The sequence below is a fragment of the Marinitoga piezophila KA3 genome (assembly GCF_000255135.1).
Classification (GTDB): domain Bacteria; phylum Thermotogota; class Thermotogae; order Petrotogales; family Petrotogaceae; genus Marinitoga; species Marinitoga piezophila.
In genome coordinates, this window is sequence record NC_016751.1 from 1,999,733 (window position 1) to 2,021,093 (window position 21,361).

At 30.4% G+C, this 21,361-nt stretch carries 18 protein-coding genes; 12 read left to right on the forward strand and 6 right to left on the reverse strand.

Going from position 1 to position 21,361, the window contains the following annotated elements; genetic code table 11:
* Positions 1–5: 5 nt before the first annotated feature.
* Positions 6–707: a class I SAM-dependent methyltransferase gene (locus MARPI_RS09450; protein WP_014297367.1), complete on the reverse strand. Its 702-nt coding sequence runs from the start codon at positions 705–707 to the stop codon at positions 6–8.
* 815 nt (positions 708–1,522) lie between these two features.
* On the opposite strand from MARPI_RS09450, the gene MARPI_RS09455 reads away from it, so the two are divergent.
* From MARPI_RS09455 to MARPI_RS09485, 7 genes are all read left to right on the forward strand, one after another.
* Complete coding sequence (locus MARPI_RS09455; RefSeq protein ID WP_014297368.1) at positions 1,523–2,668, forward strand: MFS transporter; 1,146 nt, start codon at positions 1,523–1,525, stop codon at positions 2,666–2,668.
* A 73-nt stretch (positions 2,669–2,741) separates the two neighbouring features.
* Complete coding sequence (locus MARPI_RS09460) at positions 2,742–3,572, forward strand: DUF4382 domain-containing protein (RefSeq protein WP_014297369.1); 831 nt, start codon at positions 2,742–2,744, stop codon at positions 3,570–3,572.
* 153 nt (positions 3,573–3,725) lie between these two features.
* Positions 3,726–5,228, forward strand: a complete 1,503-nt coding sequence (locus tag MARPI_RS09465) for an ABC transporter substrate-binding protein (protein WP_014297370.1) — start codon at positions 3,726–3,728, stop codon at positions 5,226–5,228.
* Between the two features lie 53 nt (positions 5,229–5,281).
* Positions 5,282–6,289 (forward strand): ABC transporter permease, encoded by a 1,008-nt coding sequence (locus MARPI_RS09470; RefSeq protein WP_014297371.1) that lies wholly within the window; start codon positions 5,282–5,284, stop codon positions 6,287–6,289.
* 9 nt (positions 6,290–6,298) lie between these two features.
* Positions 6,299–7,171: an ABC transporter permease gene (locus MARPI_RS09475; protein WP_014297372.1), complete on the forward strand. Its 873-nt coding sequence runs from the start codon at positions 6,299–6,301 to the stop codon at positions 7,169–7,171.
* A 3-nt stretch (positions 7,172–7,174) separates the two neighbouring features.
* The gene (locus MARPI_RS09480; RefSeq protein WP_041638620.1) at positions 7,175–8,137 is read left to right on the forward strand and encodes an ABC transporter ATP-binding protein; all 963 of its coding nucleotides are present in this window, start codon (positions 7,175–7,177) and stop codon (positions 8,135–8,137) included.
* The gene (locus MARPI_RS09485) at positions 8,134–9,126 is read left to right on the forward strand and encodes an ABC transporter ATP-binding protein (RefSeq protein WP_014297374.1); all 993 of its coding nucleotides are present in this window, start codon (positions 8,134–8,136) and stop codon (positions 9,124–9,126) included. The genes MARPI_RS09480 and MARPI_RS09485 overlap by 4 nt, the downstream gene beginning before the upstream one ends.
* Before the next feature lie 45 nt (positions 9,127–9,171).
* Here MARPI_RS09485 and MARPI_RS09490 read toward each other — a convergent pair whose 3' ends face one another.
* From MARPI_RS09490 to MARPI_RS09510, 5 genes are all read right to left on the reverse strand, one after another.
* Complete coding sequence (locus MARPI_RS09490) at positions 9,172–11,157, reverse strand: methyl-accepting chemotaxis protein (protein ID WP_014297375.1); 1,986 nt, start codon at positions 11,155–11,157, stop codon at positions 9,172–9,174.
* A 206-nt stretch (positions 11,158–11,363) separates the two neighbouring features.
* Entirely contained in the window at positions 11,364–13,550 is a 2,187-nt protein-coding gene (locus MARPI_RS10845) for a methyl-accepting chemotaxis protein (RefSeq protein WP_014297376.1), read from the reverse strand.
* A 180-nt stretch (positions 13,551–13,730) separates the two neighbouring features.
* Positions 13,731–15,716, reverse strand: coding sequence for a methyl-accepting chemotaxis protein (locus MARPI_RS09500; protein WP_014297377.1), 1,986 nt, complete (start codon positions 15,714–15,716; stop codon positions 13,731–13,733).
* A 111-nt stretch (positions 15,717–15,827) separates the two neighbouring features.
* Positions 15,828–16,460: a class II aldolase/adducin family protein gene (locus MARPI_RS09505; RefSeq protein ID WP_014297378.1), complete on the reverse strand. Its 633-nt coding sequence runs from the start codon at positions 16,458–16,460 to the stop codon at positions 15,828–15,830.
* Between the two features lie 11 nt (positions 16,461–16,471).
* Positions 16,472–17,659: a pyridoxal phosphate-dependent aminotransferase gene (locus tag MARPI_RS09510; protein WP_014297379.1), complete on the reverse strand. Its 1,188-nt coding sequence runs from the start codon at positions 17,657–17,659 to the stop codon at positions 16,472–16,474.
* Positions 17,660–17,813: 154 nt separating this feature from the next.
* Between MARPI_RS09510 and MARPI_RS09515 the strand changes: the two genes are divergently transcribed.
* From MARPI_RS09515 to prmC, 5 genes are read left to right on the forward strand one after another with little or no spacing between them, the layout of a single operon-like run.
* Positions 17,814–18,476, forward strand: a complete 663-nt coding sequence (locus MARPI_RS09515; protein WP_014297380.1) for a ribonuclease HII — start codon at positions 17,814–17,816, stop codon at positions 18,474–18,476.
* Entirely contained in the window at positions 18,476–19,174 is a 699-nt protein-coding gene (locus tag MARPI_RS09520) for a MazG family protein (RefSeq protein ID WP_014297381.1), read from the forward strand. Before MARPI_RS09515 ends, MARPI_RS09520 begins: the two co-directional genes overlap by 1 nt.
* Positions 19,171–20,211 (forward strand): peptidyl-prolyl cis-trans isomerase, encoded by a 1,041-nt coding sequence (locus tag MARPI_RS09525; RefSeq protein ID WP_014297382.1) that lies wholly within the window; start codon positions 19,171–19,173, stop codon positions 20,209–20,211. The genes MARPI_RS09520 and MARPI_RS09525 overlap by 4 nt, the downstream gene beginning before the upstream one ends.
* The gene (locus MARPI_RS09530; RefSeq protein ID WP_014297383.1) at positions 20,195–20,500 is read left to right on the forward strand and encodes a metal-sulfur cluster assembly factor; all 306 of its coding nucleotides are present in this window, start codon (positions 20,195–20,197) and stop codon (positions 20,498–20,500) included. Before MARPI_RS09525 ends, MARPI_RS09530 begins: the two co-directional genes overlap by 17 nt.
* 35 nt (positions 20,501–20,535) lie before the next feature.
* Positions 20,536–21,321, forward strand: a complete 786-nt coding sequence (prmC, locus tag MARPI_RS09535; protein ID WP_171814215.1) for a peptide chain release factor N(5)-glutamine methyltransferase — start codon at positions 20,536–20,538, stop codon at positions 21,319–21,321.
* The last annotated feature ends 40 nt before the right edge of the window (positions 21,322–21,361 follow it).

The following is a 21,361-nucleotide window of genomic DNA, read 5'->3' on the forward strand; positions in this document are numbered from 1 at the left end:
GCTGGCTATTTTTTTATTCCTTTAATAAGGATAAATTGTGGTTTTTTCATAAGTTTTTTATAATTCTTTTCATCCTGTTCCATGAATTTTTTTATGGGTTTTGGTTCAATAATTCTTTCAATAAATAAATTATTTTTAGCAAAAGCATTTATAATCATTTCAAGCGGTCTATGATAAAAAAATACAGGAATACCATTAATCCTATCTTCCAGCAAAACTTCTTCAAAATAATTTTCTATTTGAAAATAAAGGTAAGTCATCATAGGATGATGTATAGAAATAACAATATGTCCATCTTTTTTCAAAACCCTTGATAATTCTCTAAAAACTTTATTTATATCCTTTACATAGTGTAGAGTAAGTGATGAGATTATTAAATCAAAATAACTATCTTCAAAAGGTAAATCTTCGTTTAAATTATGAAGAAATACTTTTCCGTTATCTTTAATCCTTCTTTTCGCAGCAGCAACCATATTTTCTGAAAAATCAATCCCAACAACCTCTTTTGCACCTTTATTTATCATTAATTCCATATAATAACCTGCACCGCAACCGGCATCGAGAATCTTCAACCCATTCACATTACCAATTAATCTGGTCATAGCAGGTCTTTCATAATAAGCATTAAAACTTTTAGTATCTACATCCTTCTCATAATGATTTGCCAGTTTCTCATAAGAATTTTTTAATCTTCTATCTATATTCATATAATTCCCTCCATAACGAAATTAGAAAAAATTTTCATTTTTACGGCCGTTGCAGACTCACGTCCATGTTCGTCCTTTCTGTTGTAGATTGAAAAAAATAAAAGTTCATTCATACGACTTGAGCACTAATCCTCAAAAACTGCTCATATCCGCGGAGTCGCTCAGATTCCCCATCCCTGGGGAAGCTTCGCTCAAAAAAACATCCTGTTTTTTTGACTCTCTTCATTCGCAGTTTTTTTCGGGTGCTCTGCGAGTATTCATTCACTTTTATTTTTTTCAATCATCATTGTTTCTCCTTGGGAATTTTCAAGTTTTCGCTCATATTATTATTTCTATTTTCTTTTACATCTCTTCATTTACTTTTATTTTTTCCAACTGTCCTATAATCTCCATTTCGGAAAATTCTTAGTCTTCGTTCATATTATTTTTCTACTTTCATTTATATACTCGAAAGAAAACATGAATAAAAAGGTGAATGAAGGCTTGAAATTTCCCGAACGGAGATATTGCGTGAGCCGTAAAAATCACATGGATGTGATTTTTAGCGAAGCAGCACAGGAGGTGATGTCTGAGCGGCGGCGGCAAGCAATATTGGAGTGAGGAATAAGAAATTTCACCGCCTGAATGAACCTTTTTATGAATGTTTTCTTAATAAGAAATTTTTGGTCTTCATTGTTTTTATTTTTCTCAATCAACACCACAAAAGGACGAACATACATATTATTATTTCCAGGAAAATAATAAAAAAATCCTTGATTTTTAATAATTTTTAATATATAATAATTCGGAAAACTAATTTTTATGAGGTGATACCTGTGGATTCAAATTTAAGAAAATATCTCATAATAAACTCAATACCAGCATTTTCATTTATAACAATATTGCTTTCGCCAATGTATGCGAGCAAAATAGGCCTGAACGTATATGAAGCAAGTATAGTATTCTCTGTAGTATATGGAATACAGGCAATACTCACCTTTGCTCTTGGACATTTTTTTGAAAAAAAATCTCCTAATTATGGTCTTGCAGCTGGAAGACTACTATTTGCAATTGGTAATATAATTCTCGCTTTTGCATTTAATTCTTATATATATTTAATTGCACAAATAGTTATTGGAAGTATAGATATATTCTGGCCTCTTGTTAGCATGTATGAAAGGGCTATTGTTCCACCAAATAAAAGAGAAAAATTCTATTTTCTATTGCCTCTTATATCAGAATTTGTAAAGGTTTTATTATTTGTTCCAATAATATTCTTTATGGATTACGATAAAACATCTCTTAATTTTTATAGAAATGTCTTTTTATCTGTTTCGGCGTTAAATATATTATATGCTGTTTTAATGGTTAAATATCTTCCTTTTGTAAAAAGCGGAAGTGATTTACACGAAGAACATATGGAAATTCATAAACCCAATATAAAAAAATATATAACAGTCCTTTTAAACCAGATAATCTTTTTTGCAAATTTCGGTTTTGGAAGTTACTTAATCATATCATATTATATCAAAGATATACTAAATGCTGATGCAAAGGTTATGTTAACTTATGAGGTTGCATTTTCTCTCACAGTATTGACATCTGTTTTGTGGAAAAAATATATAAAATTAAAAAATGAAGATGCCATTGTAATTGGAACATTTATAATGTCATTGTTTTATGCTATGTTACTGGTAAAAGGATGGATACCATTTTATTTCTCACATGTGTTATTGGGTATAGGTTTTGTATTATGGATTTCGTCGAAAGAACCGTTAAAACAGGAATATGCACCTGTTAATTTTGGTAGATATGAAGGTCTTTTTAATGGAATTCAATTATTTTCAAAAATCTTTACACCTGTTGCAGCTGGGTATATAGCTTCTCAATATTCATATGATATGGTATTTACAATATCTTTCATTGTTTTATTTGCAAATTCAATAATAACTTTCTTTGGGTTAAGATATCCCTCCAGATAAATTCTAAGGTTTTTTTAAGGTTTGAGGTGTATAGTAGAATTGAAAAGAATTTTATTCAGAAGGAGGGATTGATATGAGAAAAGTATCATATCTTTTAGTGGCATTGCTTATATTAAGTTTTGCGTTGGTGGGATGTGTAAATACACAGGAAGAATTAAAAACAGAAGAAACATCTACAGTAAAAGTATTATTAACAGATATGCCTTTAAACACCATTGATAAATTAGACGTTTATATTGAAAGTTTTGGTTATAAATATTCAATAAATGGAACAAGTTATGATGGAACACCAGTTGAAATTAATAAGGCATATGACATTTTATCATTAGCAGGCACTGAAACATCATTATTTTCAATAGAATTACCGGCAAGCGCAGTACTTTCTCAGATAACATTGACAGTAAAAGATGCAACAGTAACAATTAATGATCAGGAATACCCTGTTGAATTAAAACTCAACGAGATAAAAATTCAAAATGTTGACATTGAAATTGGAGAAGGTGGAGAATTAGTTCTTGATTTTGATGTTGTAAGATCATTACATGTGCAAGGAAATTTAACTTCTCCAGAAATTTTATTATCCCCTGTATTAAAACCAACATATAGAAGAGGTTTAGCAGACAATCATTATTTAATAAAAGGAGAAGTTGTTAATGGAACAGATCCAGTTTCTATGGCTGTTGTAACAATTAGTGATGATTCCACAATTTTAAGAGCAACATTAACAGATGATAATGGTGTATTCTGTCTTGGGAAATATGAAGACGGTAACTATACAATAGAAGTATATTCAAATATTGATGTAACTAAAGACCTTAGTGAATACACTCCAGATGCAACAGAAAAAATAACCGTATCCGGTGAAGATATCACAAATATAAAAATAGATATATCAAATCAGTAAAAAACTTAATTTGCCCGCTTTTTAAAAAGCGGGCAAATTTTTTTTATAAAAACTTGTAAATATTCTTTATTTTATGTTATAATAATATTATCAAAAAATGTCTATTTGTTTTATTTAAGATTAAATTCATCATATTTTAAAGGGAGGGATAGTATGAAGAAAGTATTGTTATTTGTTTTGATTACGTTATTTGTTGTATTTACTTTTGCTAAAAGTGTTGTGGTAGTAGGAACTACTGATAAGATTAGAACACTTGATCCGGCAAAATGTTATGATTATTTTTCAAGCAACATTCTTCAAAATGTATTGGTAGGTCTTGTTGATTATGAAGTGAATACTTCAAACCTTATTCCATCACTTGCAGAAAAATGGGAAGTTTCAAGTGATAGTCTTACTTATACATTCCATTTAAGAAAAGATGCAAAATTCGAAGATGGAACACCAATTGATGCAAAGGTTATGAAATACTCAATTGATAGGGCAATGAAATTAAATGGTGATCCTGCATTCTTATTAACAGATATAGTTGACAGCACAAAGGTTGTTGATGACTATACATTCCAGATTAAATTAAAATACCCATTCTCAGCATTTGTATCAGTTTTAGGATATACAGTAGCATGGCCGGTAAATCCAAAATTGTATCCAGAAAATTCATTCTATGAAGGAGCACCATCAGCATCAGGTCCATATAAGATAACAGAATGGATTAGAGATGTAAGAATTGTTCTTGAAAAGAATGACAAATATTACGGTCCAGCACCAAAAACAGATAAAATCATAATTACATTCTATGAAAGTGCAGCAACATTAAGATTGGCTCTTGAAACAGGACAGATTGATATTGCATTTAGACATCTTGATCCAAGGGATATTAGTGATCTTGAAGCAAATCCAAATATCACAGTATTAAAAGGTAGCAGTCCACAGATTAGATATCTTGTTTTAAATACAAAACAAAAACCATTTGATAATCCATTGGTAAGAAAAGCTATAATGTATGCTGTTGATAGAGAAAGATTAGTAGATGATGTATTTGTAGGACTTGCACAGCCATTATATTCAATGGTTCCAATGGGAATGTGGAGTCATAAAGATATATTCCCAAAAAGAAATTTAAATGCAGCCAAGAGATTATTACAGCAGGCTGGTTATTGGTTTGATAAACCATTGACAATAGACTTATGGTATTCACCAACACATTATGGTACAACAGAAGCAGATGTTGCACAGGTTCTTAAAGAAGCTCTTGAAGAAACAGGAATAATTAAGGTAAATATTAAATATGCAGAATGGTCAACATATGTTGATTACTTCTTAAATGGTGCAATGGGATTATTCTTACTTGGTTGGTATCCAGATTATATTGATCCTGATGATTACTTATGGCCATTCTTAAGTATAAACGGTGCAAAATCAATGGGTAGTTTCTATGAAAGCAAAATAACAGAAGATCTCATGAGAGCAGCAAGAGTTTGTGTAGATCAAAACACAAGATCAGATCTTTATGAACAGGTACAGAATCATCTTGTTGTTGATGTTCCAAATATCCCATTATGGCAGGGAGTAGCAGTTGTTGCATCACAAAAGAATGTAAAAGGTGTATTGCTTGAACCAACTCAGATCTTCAGATATTATTTAATCTACAAAAAATAATCATTAATTAAAACTCCCCGCCATGCGGCGGGGTTTTTAGAGAGGTGATAGTTTTGTCCTTAAAAGATTATATACTTACAAGAATATTACTTGCAATACCTATGATTTTTATACTTCTTGCAGTTATCTTTTTTGTTTTGAGGATTATTCCGGGGGATCCAGTTATGGCTATGATGGGTGGTAAAGCACCCCAAAGCGTAATTGATCAAAAAAGACATGAACTTGGTCTTGATAAACCCATTGTAGTACAATTTTTTGATTATCTTGGTGGATTATTGAGAGGTGATTTAGGAACTTCAACATTAACCTCAAGACCGGTATGGAACGAAATAAAAGATAGATTTCCTGCAACAGTTGAGTTAACCTTATTTGCCTTTTTAATTGCAGTGTTAATAGGTATATTCTGGGGAAGTGAAGCGGCGGCACATAGAGATGGATTTATAGATATTACAGCAAGAGTATATTCAGTATTTATATACGCCATTCCTGTTTTCTGGTTTGGTTTAATGATGCAATATTATTTTGGAATGATCTTAAGATGGTTACCAGTTGCCGGTAGATTATCTCCAATAGTATCTCTTGATACCAAAACAGGATTTTTTATAATAGATTCTATAATAACAGGCAATTGGGAAGCATTAATAGATGTATTAAAACATTTATTAATGCCTGGTATAACGTTAGGATTGGTTATTTCAAGTATATTTTTAAGAATGGTTAGAAATAATACAATTTTAATGTTATCCCAGGATTTTTCAACAGCGGCAAGAGCAAGAGGAATCAGTCAGAGAAGGGTTTTATACAAACACGCTTTAAGAAATGCCATGGTGCCTATTTTAACAGTTATGGGATTACAGCTTGCTATATTATTAGCAGGTGCTGTTTTAACAGAAACAACATTTTCATGGCCGGGACTTGGAAGCTATCTGGTAATGAAAATAAGGTATAGAGATTTTCCTGCTATTCAGGGAACAATAGCATTTTTTGCATTGTTTGTTGTCATTATTAGTATAATAGTTGATATTATCAATGCACTTATAGATCCAAGAGTTAGATATTGAGGTGATAATATGGATAAAGAATTTTATTCACATAAAATAGCATCTTTTTTTAAGGAATTATTCAAAAGTGGAACAGGATGGATTACATTTATAGGTGCAATGATATTAATATTTTATATTTTAATGGCAATTTTTGCACCTCAATTAGCTCCATATAATCCAATACAAAGAGTTGGAAGGGCTTTAAGCGCTCCAAACAGTCAATTTATATTTGGAACAGATAATCTTGGTAGAGATATATTCAGCAGAATATTATATGGTGCAAGAATAGCATTATCCATAGCATTTATTTCTGTTGGTTTTGCATCATTATTTGGAATTCCTCTGGGGTTATTATCAGGATATATAGGAGGGCCATTGGACAGAGTTTTAACATTAATTATGGATGCAATATATTCATTTCCAGGACTTATACTTGCTATTGCAATAGCAGCAGTGCTTGGACCAGGTATGATAAATATAGCGTTATCCATAGCTGTTGTATATACACCAACATATTATAGGGTAATCAGGAATCAGGTAACAGCTATAAAAAATGAGTTATATGTAGAAGGAGCAAGAGCATTAGGAGCAAAAAATTGGGAAATATTGTTTAAATATATACTTCCTAATGTTTTACCATCTGTTGTAGTTGTTTTATCTATGAATCTTGCTGATGCAATAATGACAGAAGCAGGATTGAGCTTTTTGGGGTTGGGAATTGCTCCACCAACACCAGATTGGGGTTATGATTTAAGTAATGGACAGAGATTTGTATTATCAAGAGCATGGTGGGGAATATTATATCCCGGTATGGCAATTATTACAATAGTTTTGGGATTCTCATTATTTAGTGAAGGATTAAATGAATATCTCAATCCTACTATTCGTGAGAGAAGGTGAAGCATTGTGATATTACAAATAAAAAATCTCAATATAAATTATGAAGTAAGAAATGGCTGGGTAAGTGCCGTTCAAAATGTAAATTTATCTATTAAAGAAAATGAAACTGTAGGATTAGTTGGAGAATCTGGTTGTGGAAAATCCACATTGGGTAAATCTTTACTGAAAATATTGCCTAAAAATGCCAGAATTGATGGTGAAATTTTATTTAAAGGAGAAAATATAGCTCCATATAATGAACGTCAGATGAGAAAAATAAGAGGGAAAAATATATCCATGATCTTTCAGGATCCAATGACTTCATTAAATCCAATTATGAAGGTAAAAGATTTATTTTTGGAAACTATAAAGGCGCATTATCCTAAGATTCCGGAAGATGAAGCATTTAAAATGTCAGCAAAAATACTTGAAGAGGTTGGTATAGATCCTGTAAGAATGAATGAATATTCATTCCAGTTTTCTGGTGGTATGCGACAAAGGGTTATGATTGCATTGTCTTTGGTCTTAAAACCAGATCTTGTTATAGCAGATGAACCTACAACATCTCTGGATGTTATTGTTCAGGCTCAAATTATGGAAGTTTTAAAAAAGCTTAAAGATGAACACAATATGTCCATGATTCTTATTACACATGATTTAGGTGTTGTTGCTGAACTGGCAGATAGAATAGGTGTAATGTATGCAGGTCATCTTGTTGAATTATCCACAGCAGAAAAGATATATTATGAGCCTAAACATCCATATACACAGGCATTATTAAAATCAATTCCAAATACTAACATTGATGATAGAGAATTAAGGTATATTCCTGGAGATTTACCGAATCTTGTTAAACCACCAAAAGGATGCAGATTTGCAAATAGATGTCCATATGCTACAGAAAAATGTCATAATGAAGTTCCACCAGATTTTGAAGTTGATGGAACAAGAGTAAAATGTTGGTTATATGAGAAGGTGAAAGCATGAGTACTCCATTAATAGAAGTAAAAAATTTAAAAAAATATTTTCCATTAAAACGGTCTATATCAGAGGTTATAACGAGAAAACCGCAGAAATTTGTAAAGGCTGTTGATGATATTTCTTTTGTTATAAATAAAGGAGAGACATTGGGATTAGTTGGTGAGTCCGGTTCTGGAAAAACAACCACAGGGCGTTTAGTTTTAAGATTGCTCGATCCAACAGATGGAATAATAAAAATAGATGGTGTTGATATCACATCATTATCTCAGGAAGAATTAAGAAAATTCAGAAAAAAAATTCAGATAATTTTTCAGGATCCAATGGCAGCATTAAATCCGTATATGAAAATAGGTGAAGCAATACGGCATGGATTGCAAATACATAAAATAGGAAAAACATATAAAGAACAGAAAGAAATTGTATATAATATAATGGAAAGGGTTAATTTAAAGCCAGCTGAGGAATATTATGACAGATATCCTCGTGATTTATCAGGTGGTCAAAGACAGAGAGTTGTTATTGCAAGGGCATTGGCATTAAAGCCTGAATTTGTTGTTGCAGATGAAGCAATTGCCATGCTTGATGTTTCTGTTAGATCACAGCTTTTAAAATTAATGATAGATCTTAAAGAAGAATTTAATCTCACATATTTATTCATTACACATGATTTAGCAACTACAAAATATATTTGTGATAGGATTGCTGTTATGTATCTTGGAAAAATCGTAGAGATAGGAACATTTGAGGATATTTATAGAAATCCTGCGCATCCTTACACAAAAGCGTTAATTTCAGCGGTGCCAGAACCAGATCCAAAATTAAACAAAGAAAAGATTATACCAAAAGGTGAAGTGCCAAATGCTGTAAATCCGCCAAAAGGTTGTAGATTTCATCCAAGATGCCCATATGCAACAGAAAAATGTAGAACAGAAGAACCACCAGTAATAAAGATTGATGATCAACATGAAGTAAGCTGTCATTTATACGCAAAATAATAAAAATAAATCCCCTGTTAAACAGGGGATTTATTTTTATAACGTTTAGATTTTAAATTGTTTAATAAGAGTATTAAGTTCTTCACTTAAATCTTCAAGTCTATTAGCAACCTTTGTAATCTTTGCAAAGTCTTCGTTCTGTGCTTTTATTTCATTCTTGAAGTTAATTACATCTTCAGCAACGCTTGTAACAGCTTTATTTGCAGTATCTACAGCAGCTGCAATTTCCTCTGTTGATGCTGTTTGCTCTTCTGCTGATGATGCAGTGCTGTCAATCATCATTGAAATACCTTCAATTTCCTGTGTGATACTTTCAAATTGTTCTGCAATTTCAAATACCATCTTGTTTGCTTCATTTATACTTTCAACAACATTTTCTGTTTCTTTATCAACTTCTGAAGCGCTGTTTTGTATTTTTCCAAGTATATTTGCAATTTCTTCTGTGGCTTTTTTACTTTCTTCTGCAAGTTTTCTAATTTCATCAGCAACAACAGCAAATCCTTTTCCTGCTTCTCCAGCTCTTGCTGCTTCAATAGCTGCATTTAATGCAAGGAGGTTTGTCTGTTCTGTAATTGAATTAATTGTTTCAACAATTTCCTGAATATTAGCAGTTTCACTTGCAAGTACCTTAACTGTTTTTGCGTTTTCCTTTGCCTTTTCATTAACGTCAATCATTTTTGTTTTAACTTCTTCGACGTTCTTTGAACCTTCTTTAGCAAGTCCTGAAACCTGAGTTGATCTTTCCATTATTTCCTGAGTTGATCTTGAAACGTTTTGTGCTGCAGCAGCAATTTCTTCAACACCGGCAGTTGTTTCTTCAAGTGAAGAAGAAGCGTCCTGAACCTTGGAGTTAATTTCTTCAATTTCATCGTATATTCTCAAGTTTAATTCATAATTCTTATCAATAGAATTAGAAACTTCTGAAGATGTTTCAATTAATGTTTTTGAAGATTCCTGAACCTTTTCAACAAGTGTTCTTAATGAAGCAATTGTTTGGTTCATAATTTTAGCAAGAACACCCAATTCATTATTTGCATCAACATGAACTTTAACGTTAAGATTACCCTTTCCAACCTCTTCCATTTCTTTTGTCATAATTAAAATAGGTTTTGTAATTGCTTTATTAACAAATACAATACCAATTACAAAAGCACCAATCATTATTACAAGGAATACAACAATTAATACTGAAGTTTCCTTCCATACTGCGTCTGTAATTGCTTTTTTAGGTATTGCTGTGTAAATCATCCAGTCAGTGTCAGCAATTTTAGAATAAAATGCATAAACAGTTTTTCCATTATAAGTATATTCAACCAATCCTTTCTTATCCGTTGCTTTCTTGAAAAATTCCATGTCTTTAACGCTTACACCCCATTTTTTAGGATCTGTGTGCATTAGAGTAATACCTTCGCTGTTTACAAGATATGAATATTCGTCTTTAAATACTTTATCATCGCCAAAGAATGTATCAACCAGTTCTTTTATTGATAAATCAATTGCAATTACACCAATAATTTCGTTTGTTTGTGGATCTGTAACTGTTTTTGATACGGTAATTAATATATCTCCACTTGAAGCATCTGCATATGGATCGGAAATAGCAACTTTACCGGGAGTTTTCATTGCAGCTTTGTACCATGGTCTTGATGTTGGATCATAATCATCTGGCAATTCTGCGTCTGGCTTCATAAGCATTGTTTTATCCCTTAATCCAATATATACCGCTGCATAATGATAATTATTAACAATGTTATCAAACATTTTGAGCATCCAGTTTCGTTCGTCATATTTATTGCTGTAAGAACCTCTTACATTTGCATCGTTTGAAAGCATGTTGGTAAGATTTATAATGGGTTTAAAATATGTTTCGAGTAATTTTGCATTGGTATCAGTAACCGAGCGAAGATGTTTTTTGTAATTTTCAAAACTTTTGTTGTAATTATTATATGTACTGATACCTGTAAATAATAACATTGGAAGAACAGAAATTAGGATAATAATAGCAATCATCTGCGCTTTTAATGACTTCATAAAGATTCCCCCTTTAAAAAATTTTTTATTGATTTTTATTATTAATATTGATGCCTTTATATGAGTGTATGTATTAATATTTTATCACATTTTCCGGTAAAATAAAAATCAAAAGAAATAATATAAATTTAAAAAACTCCCCTATTTTTTTAAAAAAACAGGGGAGTTTTGCAAAAGTATTAACATATAAATATATATCAGTACATTTATATCTTGAATTTTTTTATTAAATCTTCCAATTTCCTTACAGATTCTTCTAAGATTTGAGATGTTTTTAGCAGTTCTTCGCTGCTTTTTTCTATATAAACAAATTCGTCTTTTGATTCTCTAACATACTCGTTCACATGAAGAACATTTTTTGACGCCTGATCCATAGCTGCTGCCATTTCTTCTGAAGAAGCGCTCTGTTCTTCTGAACTTGAAGCAAGGCTATCAACCATACTTACAATATTTACAACAGAATTCTTAATTGCCTCAAATTCTTTTGAAACCTCTGAACTCTTTTCTGAAACCCTTTCTATAATTTTTGAAACATTTAATGATTTCTGGCTAACAGCATCTGCTTCGTCTTTTATGCCTTTTAATAAGTCAGAAATATTCTCTGTGGCGTTTCTTGTTTCTTCTGCAAGTTTTCTAATTTCATCGGCAACAACGGCAAATCCTTTTCCTGCTTCTCCAGCTCTTGCTGCTTCTATTGCAGCGTTTAAAGCAAGAAGATTTGTTTGTTCAGCGATACTTATAATAGTATCAACTATTTCTCCGATATTTGCAGATTTTTCCTGTAAATTTTTAACGCTTTTTGTATTTTCTACTGCCGCATTTCTGGCTTCAGTGGCTATTTCTAATATTTCTCCAATACTCTTTTCTCCTGATTTTACAGAATTTTCAACATCTGTACTCTTTTCGCTTAAATCCTGTGCTGCTGAACTTACCATTTGAGCCGCAGAAGCAACTTCTTCAACACCAGATGTTGTTTCTTCAATTGATGATGCAGCGTTATCAGATTCTGTAAGAGCGATATTTAAGGTTTCTTCGACCTTTTGTGTAACGTCCTTTAGTTTATTTGAGGCATTTAAAAGATTATTTTTTTCTTTAATCAAGTTGGAATTTTCTGAGATTATTGATTTTATTAATAATCTTAAGGATTTTCTCATATTTTCAAGTGAATGTTCAAGATGTCCAATTTCAGATTTTGATGTAATTTTTATTTCTTCGTTTAATATGCCGTTTTCAATTTTTTTGATGTTATCAACAAGTCTATTTATGGATTTTGTAACCAGTACTTTCATTATGTAGAATATAACAAATACAATAATAACAAGAATTAATAATAGAATAAGAATATTTTGTATAGTGGAGTTATATAATGATTCATAAATCTCATCTTCATAGGCTGTTATTACAACATATAAGTCGCCGCTCATTTTTTTCACATAAGCGATTTTTTTGTATAATTTATCAGAATTTGTAGATTTTGGAAAATAATATTCATAAAAACCATTTTCCTTTTCAATGGCAAGATCAACAATTTTTTTACCACTTTTTGGATCAACAGCAGTAGCTTCCTTTCCGATTTTAGATTTGTCCTTATATATAAAATATTTTCCATCTTTTGTATATACTATAGGATATGTATTATCTCCAATATATGATGTTGAGTATAATTTTTCATATAATGAATCAAGGAATTTTTTCTTTCTTTCATCTAATTTTTTATCTATATCATCAATATAAATTCCAGTTCCAACCATCCATTTAAATTCAGGAATCCAGAAAGCAACACCTAATTTTGGAAATAATTTATCTTCTGGTTCTCCAGGTTTTGACCAGTGGAAAAGCAAAATTCCATCATCATTATTTTTATAAGCCTCTTTGGCTCTGTTTATTAATTCTCTAAGGATATATATTCCGGTTTTATCTTTTAAATCATATAAATTTTTACCTTCAAGAGAAGGTTTAGCAGCATGCATAATATTTACTCCGTGTTCATCGTATATATAATAATATCCAGTTCCATTGTCATATCTTATTTTTCGAACAGCTTCTTTTGCAAGATTTTGAGCTTCTTCAAAGGACATTTCACCTTTTTTTGCTTTTTCTACATAGCTGTTAATTATATCTTTCACAACAGCATTTAAGGTTTTTAACCTTAAAATAGAGGCATCCATCATCTCTTCTTTTAATTGTTCTGTTCCTGTACGATATGTTTCCATTGTTGTAGCAATGTTTTCCACGCTTTGCTTTAATACGCCGTTTTTTACATATTGATCTGTCAAGTTTTTAAGGTTTTTATACATTGCAATACCGTTTATCAAAAATCCGACAATGATAACAATTGAAACAGATAAAATAACCTTAAACCCCAGCGTTTGATGAAAATTTACCTTTTTCATATTCCACACCCCTTTGAATTTTTTTTAATATAGAGATATTTGTAAATATTATATCATTAAATTTTAAAAAAAATACAATGGAAAAACTTTAAATTTGCGTAACGAAAAATATTTTTGATTTTGAGTTAAATAAAAAAAGCACTTCGGTATTGAAATCCGAAGTGCTTTAAATTTTAGATTTTAGATTTTAAATTGTTTAATAAGAGTATTAAGTTCTTCACTTAAATCTTCAAGTCTATTAGCAACCTTTGTAATCTTTGCAAAGTCTTCGTTCTGTGCTTTTATTTCATTCTTGAAGTTAATTACATCTTCAGCAACGCTTGTAACAGCTTTATTTGCAGTATCTACAGCAGCTGCAATTTCCTCTGTTGATGCTGTTTGCTCTTCTGCTGATGATGCAGTGCTGTCAATCATCATTGAAATACCTTCAATTTCCTGTGTGATACTTTCAAATTGTTCTGCAATTTCAAATACCATCTTGTTTGCTTCATTTATACTTTCAACAACATTTTCTGTTTCTTTATCAACTTCTGAAGCGCTGTTTTGTATTTTTCCAAGTATATTTGCAATTTCTTCTGTGGCTTTTTTACTTTCTTCTGCAAGTTTTCTAATTTCATCAGCAACAACAGCAAATCCTTTTCCTGCTTCTCCAGCTCTTGCTGCTTCAATAGCTGCATTTAATGCAAGGAGGTTTGTCTGTTCTGTAATTGAGTTAATTGTTTCAACAATTTCCTGAATATTAGCAGTTTCACTTGCAAGTACCTTAACTGTTTTTGCGTTTTCCTTTGCTTTTTCATTAACGTCAATCATTTTTGTTTTAACTTCTTCAACGTTCTTTGAACCTTCTTTAGCAAGTCCTGAAACCTGAGTTGATCTTTCCATTATTTCCTGAGTTGATCTTGAAACGTTTTGTGCTGCAGCAGCAATTTCTTCAACACCGGCAGTTGTTTCTTCAAGTGAAGAAGAAGCGTCCTGAACCTTGGAGTTAATTTCTTCAATTTCATCGTATATTCTCAAGTTTAATTCATAATTCTTATCAATAGAATTAGAAACTTCTGAAGATGTTTCAATTAATGTTTTTGAAGATTCCTGAACCTTTTCAACAAGTGTTCTTAATGAAGCAATTGTTTGGTTCATAATTTTAGCAAGAACACCCAATTCATTATTTGCATCAACATGAACTTTAACGTTAAGATTACCCTTTCCAACCTCTTCCATTTCTTTTGTCATAATTAAAATAGGTTTTGTAATTGCTTTATTAACAAATACAATACCAATTACAAAAGCACCAATCATTATTACAAGGAATACAACAATTAATACTGAAGTTTCCTTCCATACTGCGTCTGTAATTGCTTTTTTAGGTATTGCTGTGTAGATTATCCAGTTTATACCTTTAACCTTCGAATAAAATGTATATATTCTTTTTCCGTTTTGAGTATACTCAATTAAACCGCTATTGTTTGTGGATTTTCTGAAAAATTCCGAATCTTTAACATTAACTCCCCATTTTTCAGGATCTGTGTGCATTAAAGTAATACCTTCGCTGTTTACAAGGTAAGAATATTCTTCCTTAAATACTTTATCGTCACCAAAGAATGTATCAACCAGTTCTTTTATTGATAAATCAATTGCAATTACTCCAATAATCTCATTTGTTTGTGGATCTGTAACTGTTTTTGATACAGTAATTAATACGTCATTATTTCCTGCATCAACATATGGTTCAGAAATTATGATTTTTCCCGGCGTTTTCATTGAAGCCTTATACCATGGCCTTGATGTTGGATCATAATCAGCAGGCAAATCATCACTTGGGATGGATAACATAGTTTTGTCCTTTAATCCCATATATACTGCTGCATAGTGGTAATTATCAACAATATTTTTAAATATTTTAAGTATATTGGTTCTTTCATCATGTTGATTGCTGTATGCCGACTTTACATTAATGTCATTGGATAATGTATTTAAAAGGTTTATAATTGGGTCAAAATATGTTTCTAATAACTTTGCATTGGTATCGGTAACTGAACGAAGATGTTTTTTATAATTTTCAAAGCTCTTGTTATAGTTGTTATATGTGCTAATTCCGGTAAATATAGCCATTGGAAGAATAGAGATTAAGATAATAATACCTATCATTTGAGCTTTTAATGATTTCATATTTAACCTCCTTTTGTTAGATTGTTATTTTTTTAATTAAGTTAATCCCAAAAAATTACCCAAAAAGCAAAAGCTTTTTGGGATATCTAAGATAAATAATAAAAATTATCCTTACAAGTTCTTACTATAAGAAGCAATGTATAAATTTCTCATCCATTTAATATCTTCTTCTGATAATTTATGTCCTCCGCCCATTAATTCAACATTAAAAGCTATATTAGCGCTTTTTTCTGTTATTTCAGCTGCTATTAAAGCTTCTTTTAAAGTTCTTCCTATTGCCACAATTCCGTGATTTGCTAATAAAATTCCATAAACTCCTAACTTAAACTTTTTAACTGCTTCTATAGCAAGATCCTTTGTTCCGGGAAGCTTATATTCAGCCACTGGTATTTCCCCGCCAATAATTTGTGCCTGGTCTTCAATATAACATGGAACAGGTTTTCTCAAAGCTGAAAAAATTGAAGCATAAAGACTGTGTGTATGAACTACTGCTGTTATTTCAGGAAAATTCTTATAGATTTCAAGATGTAAAGCTTTTTCGCTTGATGGTTTTAAACCGTCTATATGTTTTTCTGTTTCAAAATCAAGAACAGATATATCATCCACATTTAAAACATCATATGGAACACCTGATGGAGTAATATATATCCTGTTTCCGTCTCTAATACTAACATTTCCCCATGTTCCTTTAATTAACCCTTTTTTTTCCAGATACTCAATTGCATAAATAATTTCTTTTTTCAATATATTTTCACCTACCTATTATTGTAAGCCTTAACAGCTTCAGCGAGTATATATGTTGCCTTTTTCAATTTTTCACTTTCAAGAACATAAGCAATTCTTATTTCCTGTTTTCCAGAACCTTCTGTAGCATAAAAACCTGTAAGTGGTGCAACCATTACAGTAGTATTGTCAATAGCAAAATCTGTAAGCATCCATTTTACAAATTCTTCGCTATCGTCAATAGGTAACTTTACAGAAACATAAAATGCACCTTTTGGTTTTTTAAATACAGCACCTTCTATTTTTGACAACTCTTCATAAACAGCTAATCTCCTTTTATCATATTCTTCGTAAACTTCTTTTATGTATGAATCATCCATTTCAAGAAGTCCTATAGTTCCTAATTGAGCTGTCATTGGAGGACAGAGCCTTGATTGAGCCATTTTCATTACCTGGTTGTATAATTCTTTGTTTTTGGTAGCGAAAACACCTACTCTTGCACCACATGCGCTATATCTTTTTGAAATACTGTCTACAACAATTGTTCTATCGTATTCTTCAAAGGCCATTGTAGAAATATGTTTTGTTCCGTCAAATGTAAATTCCCTATAAACTTCATCAGAAATAATAAACAAATCGTGTTTTTTAGCAAAATCTACAATTCTTTTTAATTCTTCTTCTGAGTATACAGCTCCTGTTGGGTTTGAAGGATTTGAGAAAATAATGCCTCTTGTTTTTGAAGATAAAGCTTTTTCAAATTCTTCTGTGGAAGGAACTGCATATCCTGTTTCAGGTAAAGCTCTTACAGGAACGAGTTTTACGTTAATCATTTCGGCAAATCCTCTGTAATTTGCATAAAATGGTTCAATTACAATTACTTCATCTCCTGGATCAGCAATAGCAGCCAATGCAAATACAATAGCTTCACTTCCGCCATTAGTAACGATAATTTCTTCTGGTGTAAATGGAATGTCATGCTTATTATAATATTTTGAAAATGCTTCCCTTAATTCCATTAATCCTGCTGAATGAGTATAGGCAATAACTTCAGGTTTATAATTTTCAATGTAATCAAAAAATGCTTTTGGAGTTTCAAGATCTGGTTGTCCTATATTTAAATGCAAAACAGTTTTTCCAGCTTTTTTTGCTTCTTCTGCATATGGAACAAGCTTTCTAATAGGTGATGCCTGCATGTTTAAAACCCTTTGTGAGAAATTCATTTTTTTCCCTCCCGGTATTAAAAATTTTGATATTTTTTTCATAACTAATTTTACCATAAATGTTAAGCTTTTTTTCATATAAATTTGTAATAATTAAGTGTAGCATTTATTAAATCTTAAAACATAATAATATAAGAATGAAAGAGTGAGAGCAATGGATATTGAGTATTTAAAAAAATATGGTAAAATAATAGGGGTTGATGAAGCTGGGCGAGGACCGCTGGCAGGACCTGTTGTTGCTGCTGCAATTGAAGTGGAAAATGAGAATCAACTTAAAATACTTGAAGAGATTTCAAATGATTCAAAAAAATTATCAGAAAAGAAAAGAGAAGAGATTTATGAAATATTAATAAAAAACTTTAATTATTCAATAGAAATTGCTACACCTGAAGAAATAGATATTTATAACATATTTTCAGCAACGACACTGGCAATTGAAAGGAATTTAAAAAAATATAATCTTTCAAATGCTTATGTTATAATAGATGGCAAGAATTTCAAATTAAGTATTGAAAATTATGAATGTATTGTTAAAGGAGATGCAAAGTCTAAAACAATAGGAGCTGCTTCAATACTTGCCAAGGTTTATAGGGATAGATTAATGGTAGAACTTGATAAACAATATCCGGAGTATAACATGAAAAAACATAAAGGATATCCAACAAAAGAACATATAAAACTAATAGAAGAAAATGGAATAAAAGAATTTCATAGAATAACCTTTAATCCAATAAAAAGAATGATTATTGAAAAAAACGTTTCAATTAATAAAAAAGAATTTTCCACCATGCGTTTAATGAGAATAGGAGTACTTTAATGAAAGGGGATAATATGAGGGATAAAGCCAGAGAAAAGTTTGAACAATTGCTTGAAATAATGGAAGAGTTACGTTCTGAACATGGTTGTCCGTGGGATAGAAAACAGACTCACGAAAGCTTAAAACCATATATGATTGAAGAAGCATATGAAGTGGTGCATGCAATAGACGAAAATAATATGGATGAATTAATTGAAGAATTAGGAGATGTAATGTTGCAGGTTGTATTTCATTCACAAATTGCAAGAGAAAATAATGAATTTACAATTGTTGATGTGCTTGAAAGAATTAATTCAAAAATGATACGTCGTCATCCACATGTTTTTAAAAATGAAGGGGAATATTCATATGAACAATGGGAAAAAATAAAGGCTAAAGAAAAAGGGAAAAAGCAATATTCAAAAATAGGTGAGATAAATAAAGGACTTCCACCATTAATGAATTTAAGAAGATTAATAGAAAATTCATTTGCAGTGGATTATGACCCATATAAAGAAAAAAATATATTTGAATTATTAAAGAGAGATTTGGAAAGTCTTGAAAATGAAGGTAACGAAAATAATGAAATAGAATTATTAACGCATTTAATCTATTATTTTGTAAAAAAAGAAAGAAATATAGATTCACTGTTATCAAAGGCTGCAAAGGAATATTTTGAAAAATATAAGAAATTTGAAAACGGGGAGGATAAGGAATGAAAAAAGGTTTGTTGATTTTGATGATGATTGTATTTGCTATTGTATCTGTTTTTGGTGTAGTTAGTTATCAGGAATTAGAGGATAAAACCATTGTGAAAATCAATGGTGAAGCTGTAAATTACGATTATTTCCAATCACAGGCAAAGACGCTTGAATTATTAAGAGGAATAAACAATTTAAATGGTGAATTTTACAAAGTGCTCGTTGGAAGCAAAGAAGGAAACCAAACAATTCAAAAATATGAAAAAATGAAATTGGATAAATTAAGTGGTGAAATATTATTTATTCAATTTACAGAAAAAGAAAAAGGGATAAATCTTGAAAAAGAAGAACTTTTTAATAGCATTTCAAATGATATAAATAATGTATTTAAAAGTTCAGGATTGTCAGAAGATAAAATAAAGCTTTATTTATTATCAAAGGGTTTCGAAAATAAAGAGCAATATATTTATAGTATATATCATGAAAAGTTATATAAAAAAGCAATATCAGCGATTTATCAATATCTTCTTGAAAATGTAGAAGTATCAGATGAGGAAATAAAAGCGGAGTATGAAGCTAATAAAGATTCATATTATAGTCCTCAACGAGCAACATTGGATTTGATTCTTTTTAAAACAAGCGAAGAGGCTTCTCTTGTATATCAGAAAATAATAGATGGGTATTATACATATGATGATGTATATAAAACAAAATTGGAAAGTTCAGAAGCAACGTCTTTGACTATTTCTCTTGAAGATAATACAAATGATCTGGTTAATCAAATAAAATCTTCCTTTCCAGGCGCAATATTAAAACCAATGAAATACAGTGGCTCTATTTATTCTCTTATAAAGATTGAAAAGAAATATCCTAAAAGATCTTTAACTATTGATGAGGCAAAGGAAAGAATAATAAACAAATTAAAAGATGAAAAAGCAAAGAAATTATTTGATAAATTGGTCGCTGAAGAATTTGAAAAATTTAAATCAAATTCAACGGTAATAATTAATTCAAAATATTTCAAAGGAGATGAAAGCAATGGCAAAAATAACTAAAGAAGATGTAATGAATGCTTTAAAAAATGTATATGATATGGAAATAGGTTTTGATGTAGTCTCATTAGGGCTTATATATGACGTAAATGTTGATGAGGAAAATAACGTTCATGTATTAATGACATTAACAACACCAATGTGTCCTCTCGCAGGGATGATTACAGAAGATGCGAAAAATAAAGTTGGATCAATTGAAGGTGTAAAAAGCGTAAAAGTAGAATTAACCTTTGATCCTCCATGGGATCCTTCAAAAGCTTCAGATGAAGTAAGAACAATACTTGGAATATGAGATTAAATGAATATATAAAAAATAATAGGGAAATAATGTTAAAAAAGGGGATATTTAATCCCCTTTCTTTTGTTGCAAAATTAATTTCAAAAATAAAAAAAATAGAATTTTCAAAGATTATCCTCGATCGTGATTTTGAAATAGATGATAAATTGCTATTACTCCTGAATAAGATAATTATTGAAGATTATCCTGTGGAATATATCACCAAATCTGCAGAATTTATGGATTTTGAATTATATGTTGATGAAAATGTATTAATTCCGAGGATAGAAACAGAAGATCTTGTTAAAATTGCAATGAAAATAATAGAAAAAAATAAATATAAAAATATACTTGATCTTGGAACCGGTAGTGGAGCAATTGCAATAGCATTAAAAAAAAGCTTTCCGGAAATTAATATTTATGCATCTGATATTTCTGAAAAGGCTTTAAAAGTTGCTAAAAAAAATGCTGATAAAATTAATGTGAAAATAGAATTTTTTGAAAGTGATATTTTTTATAACATTCCAGAAGAAGTTTTAAAAAAAGTAGATTTTATAGTTTCCAATCCCCCGTATGTAGAGGAAAAATTTTATATAAACTCAAATTCATTAAAGTATGAACCTGAAAATGCATTGGTTGCAGGTAAAGATGGTCAGGATTTCTTTCTGCGATTATCAAATGAGTTTCCAGATTTATTGTTTGAAAAGCATTATTTATTTGAAACAACTGAATTTAATATAGAAAAAACAAAAGAGATTTTGTCTGAATTTGGAATTATAAAAATTTACAGAGATTCATTTGAAATTAATAGATTTGTTGAAAAATTAAAAAAGTGATATAATTTAAATAATGTTATCAATATAAATATTGGGGGTG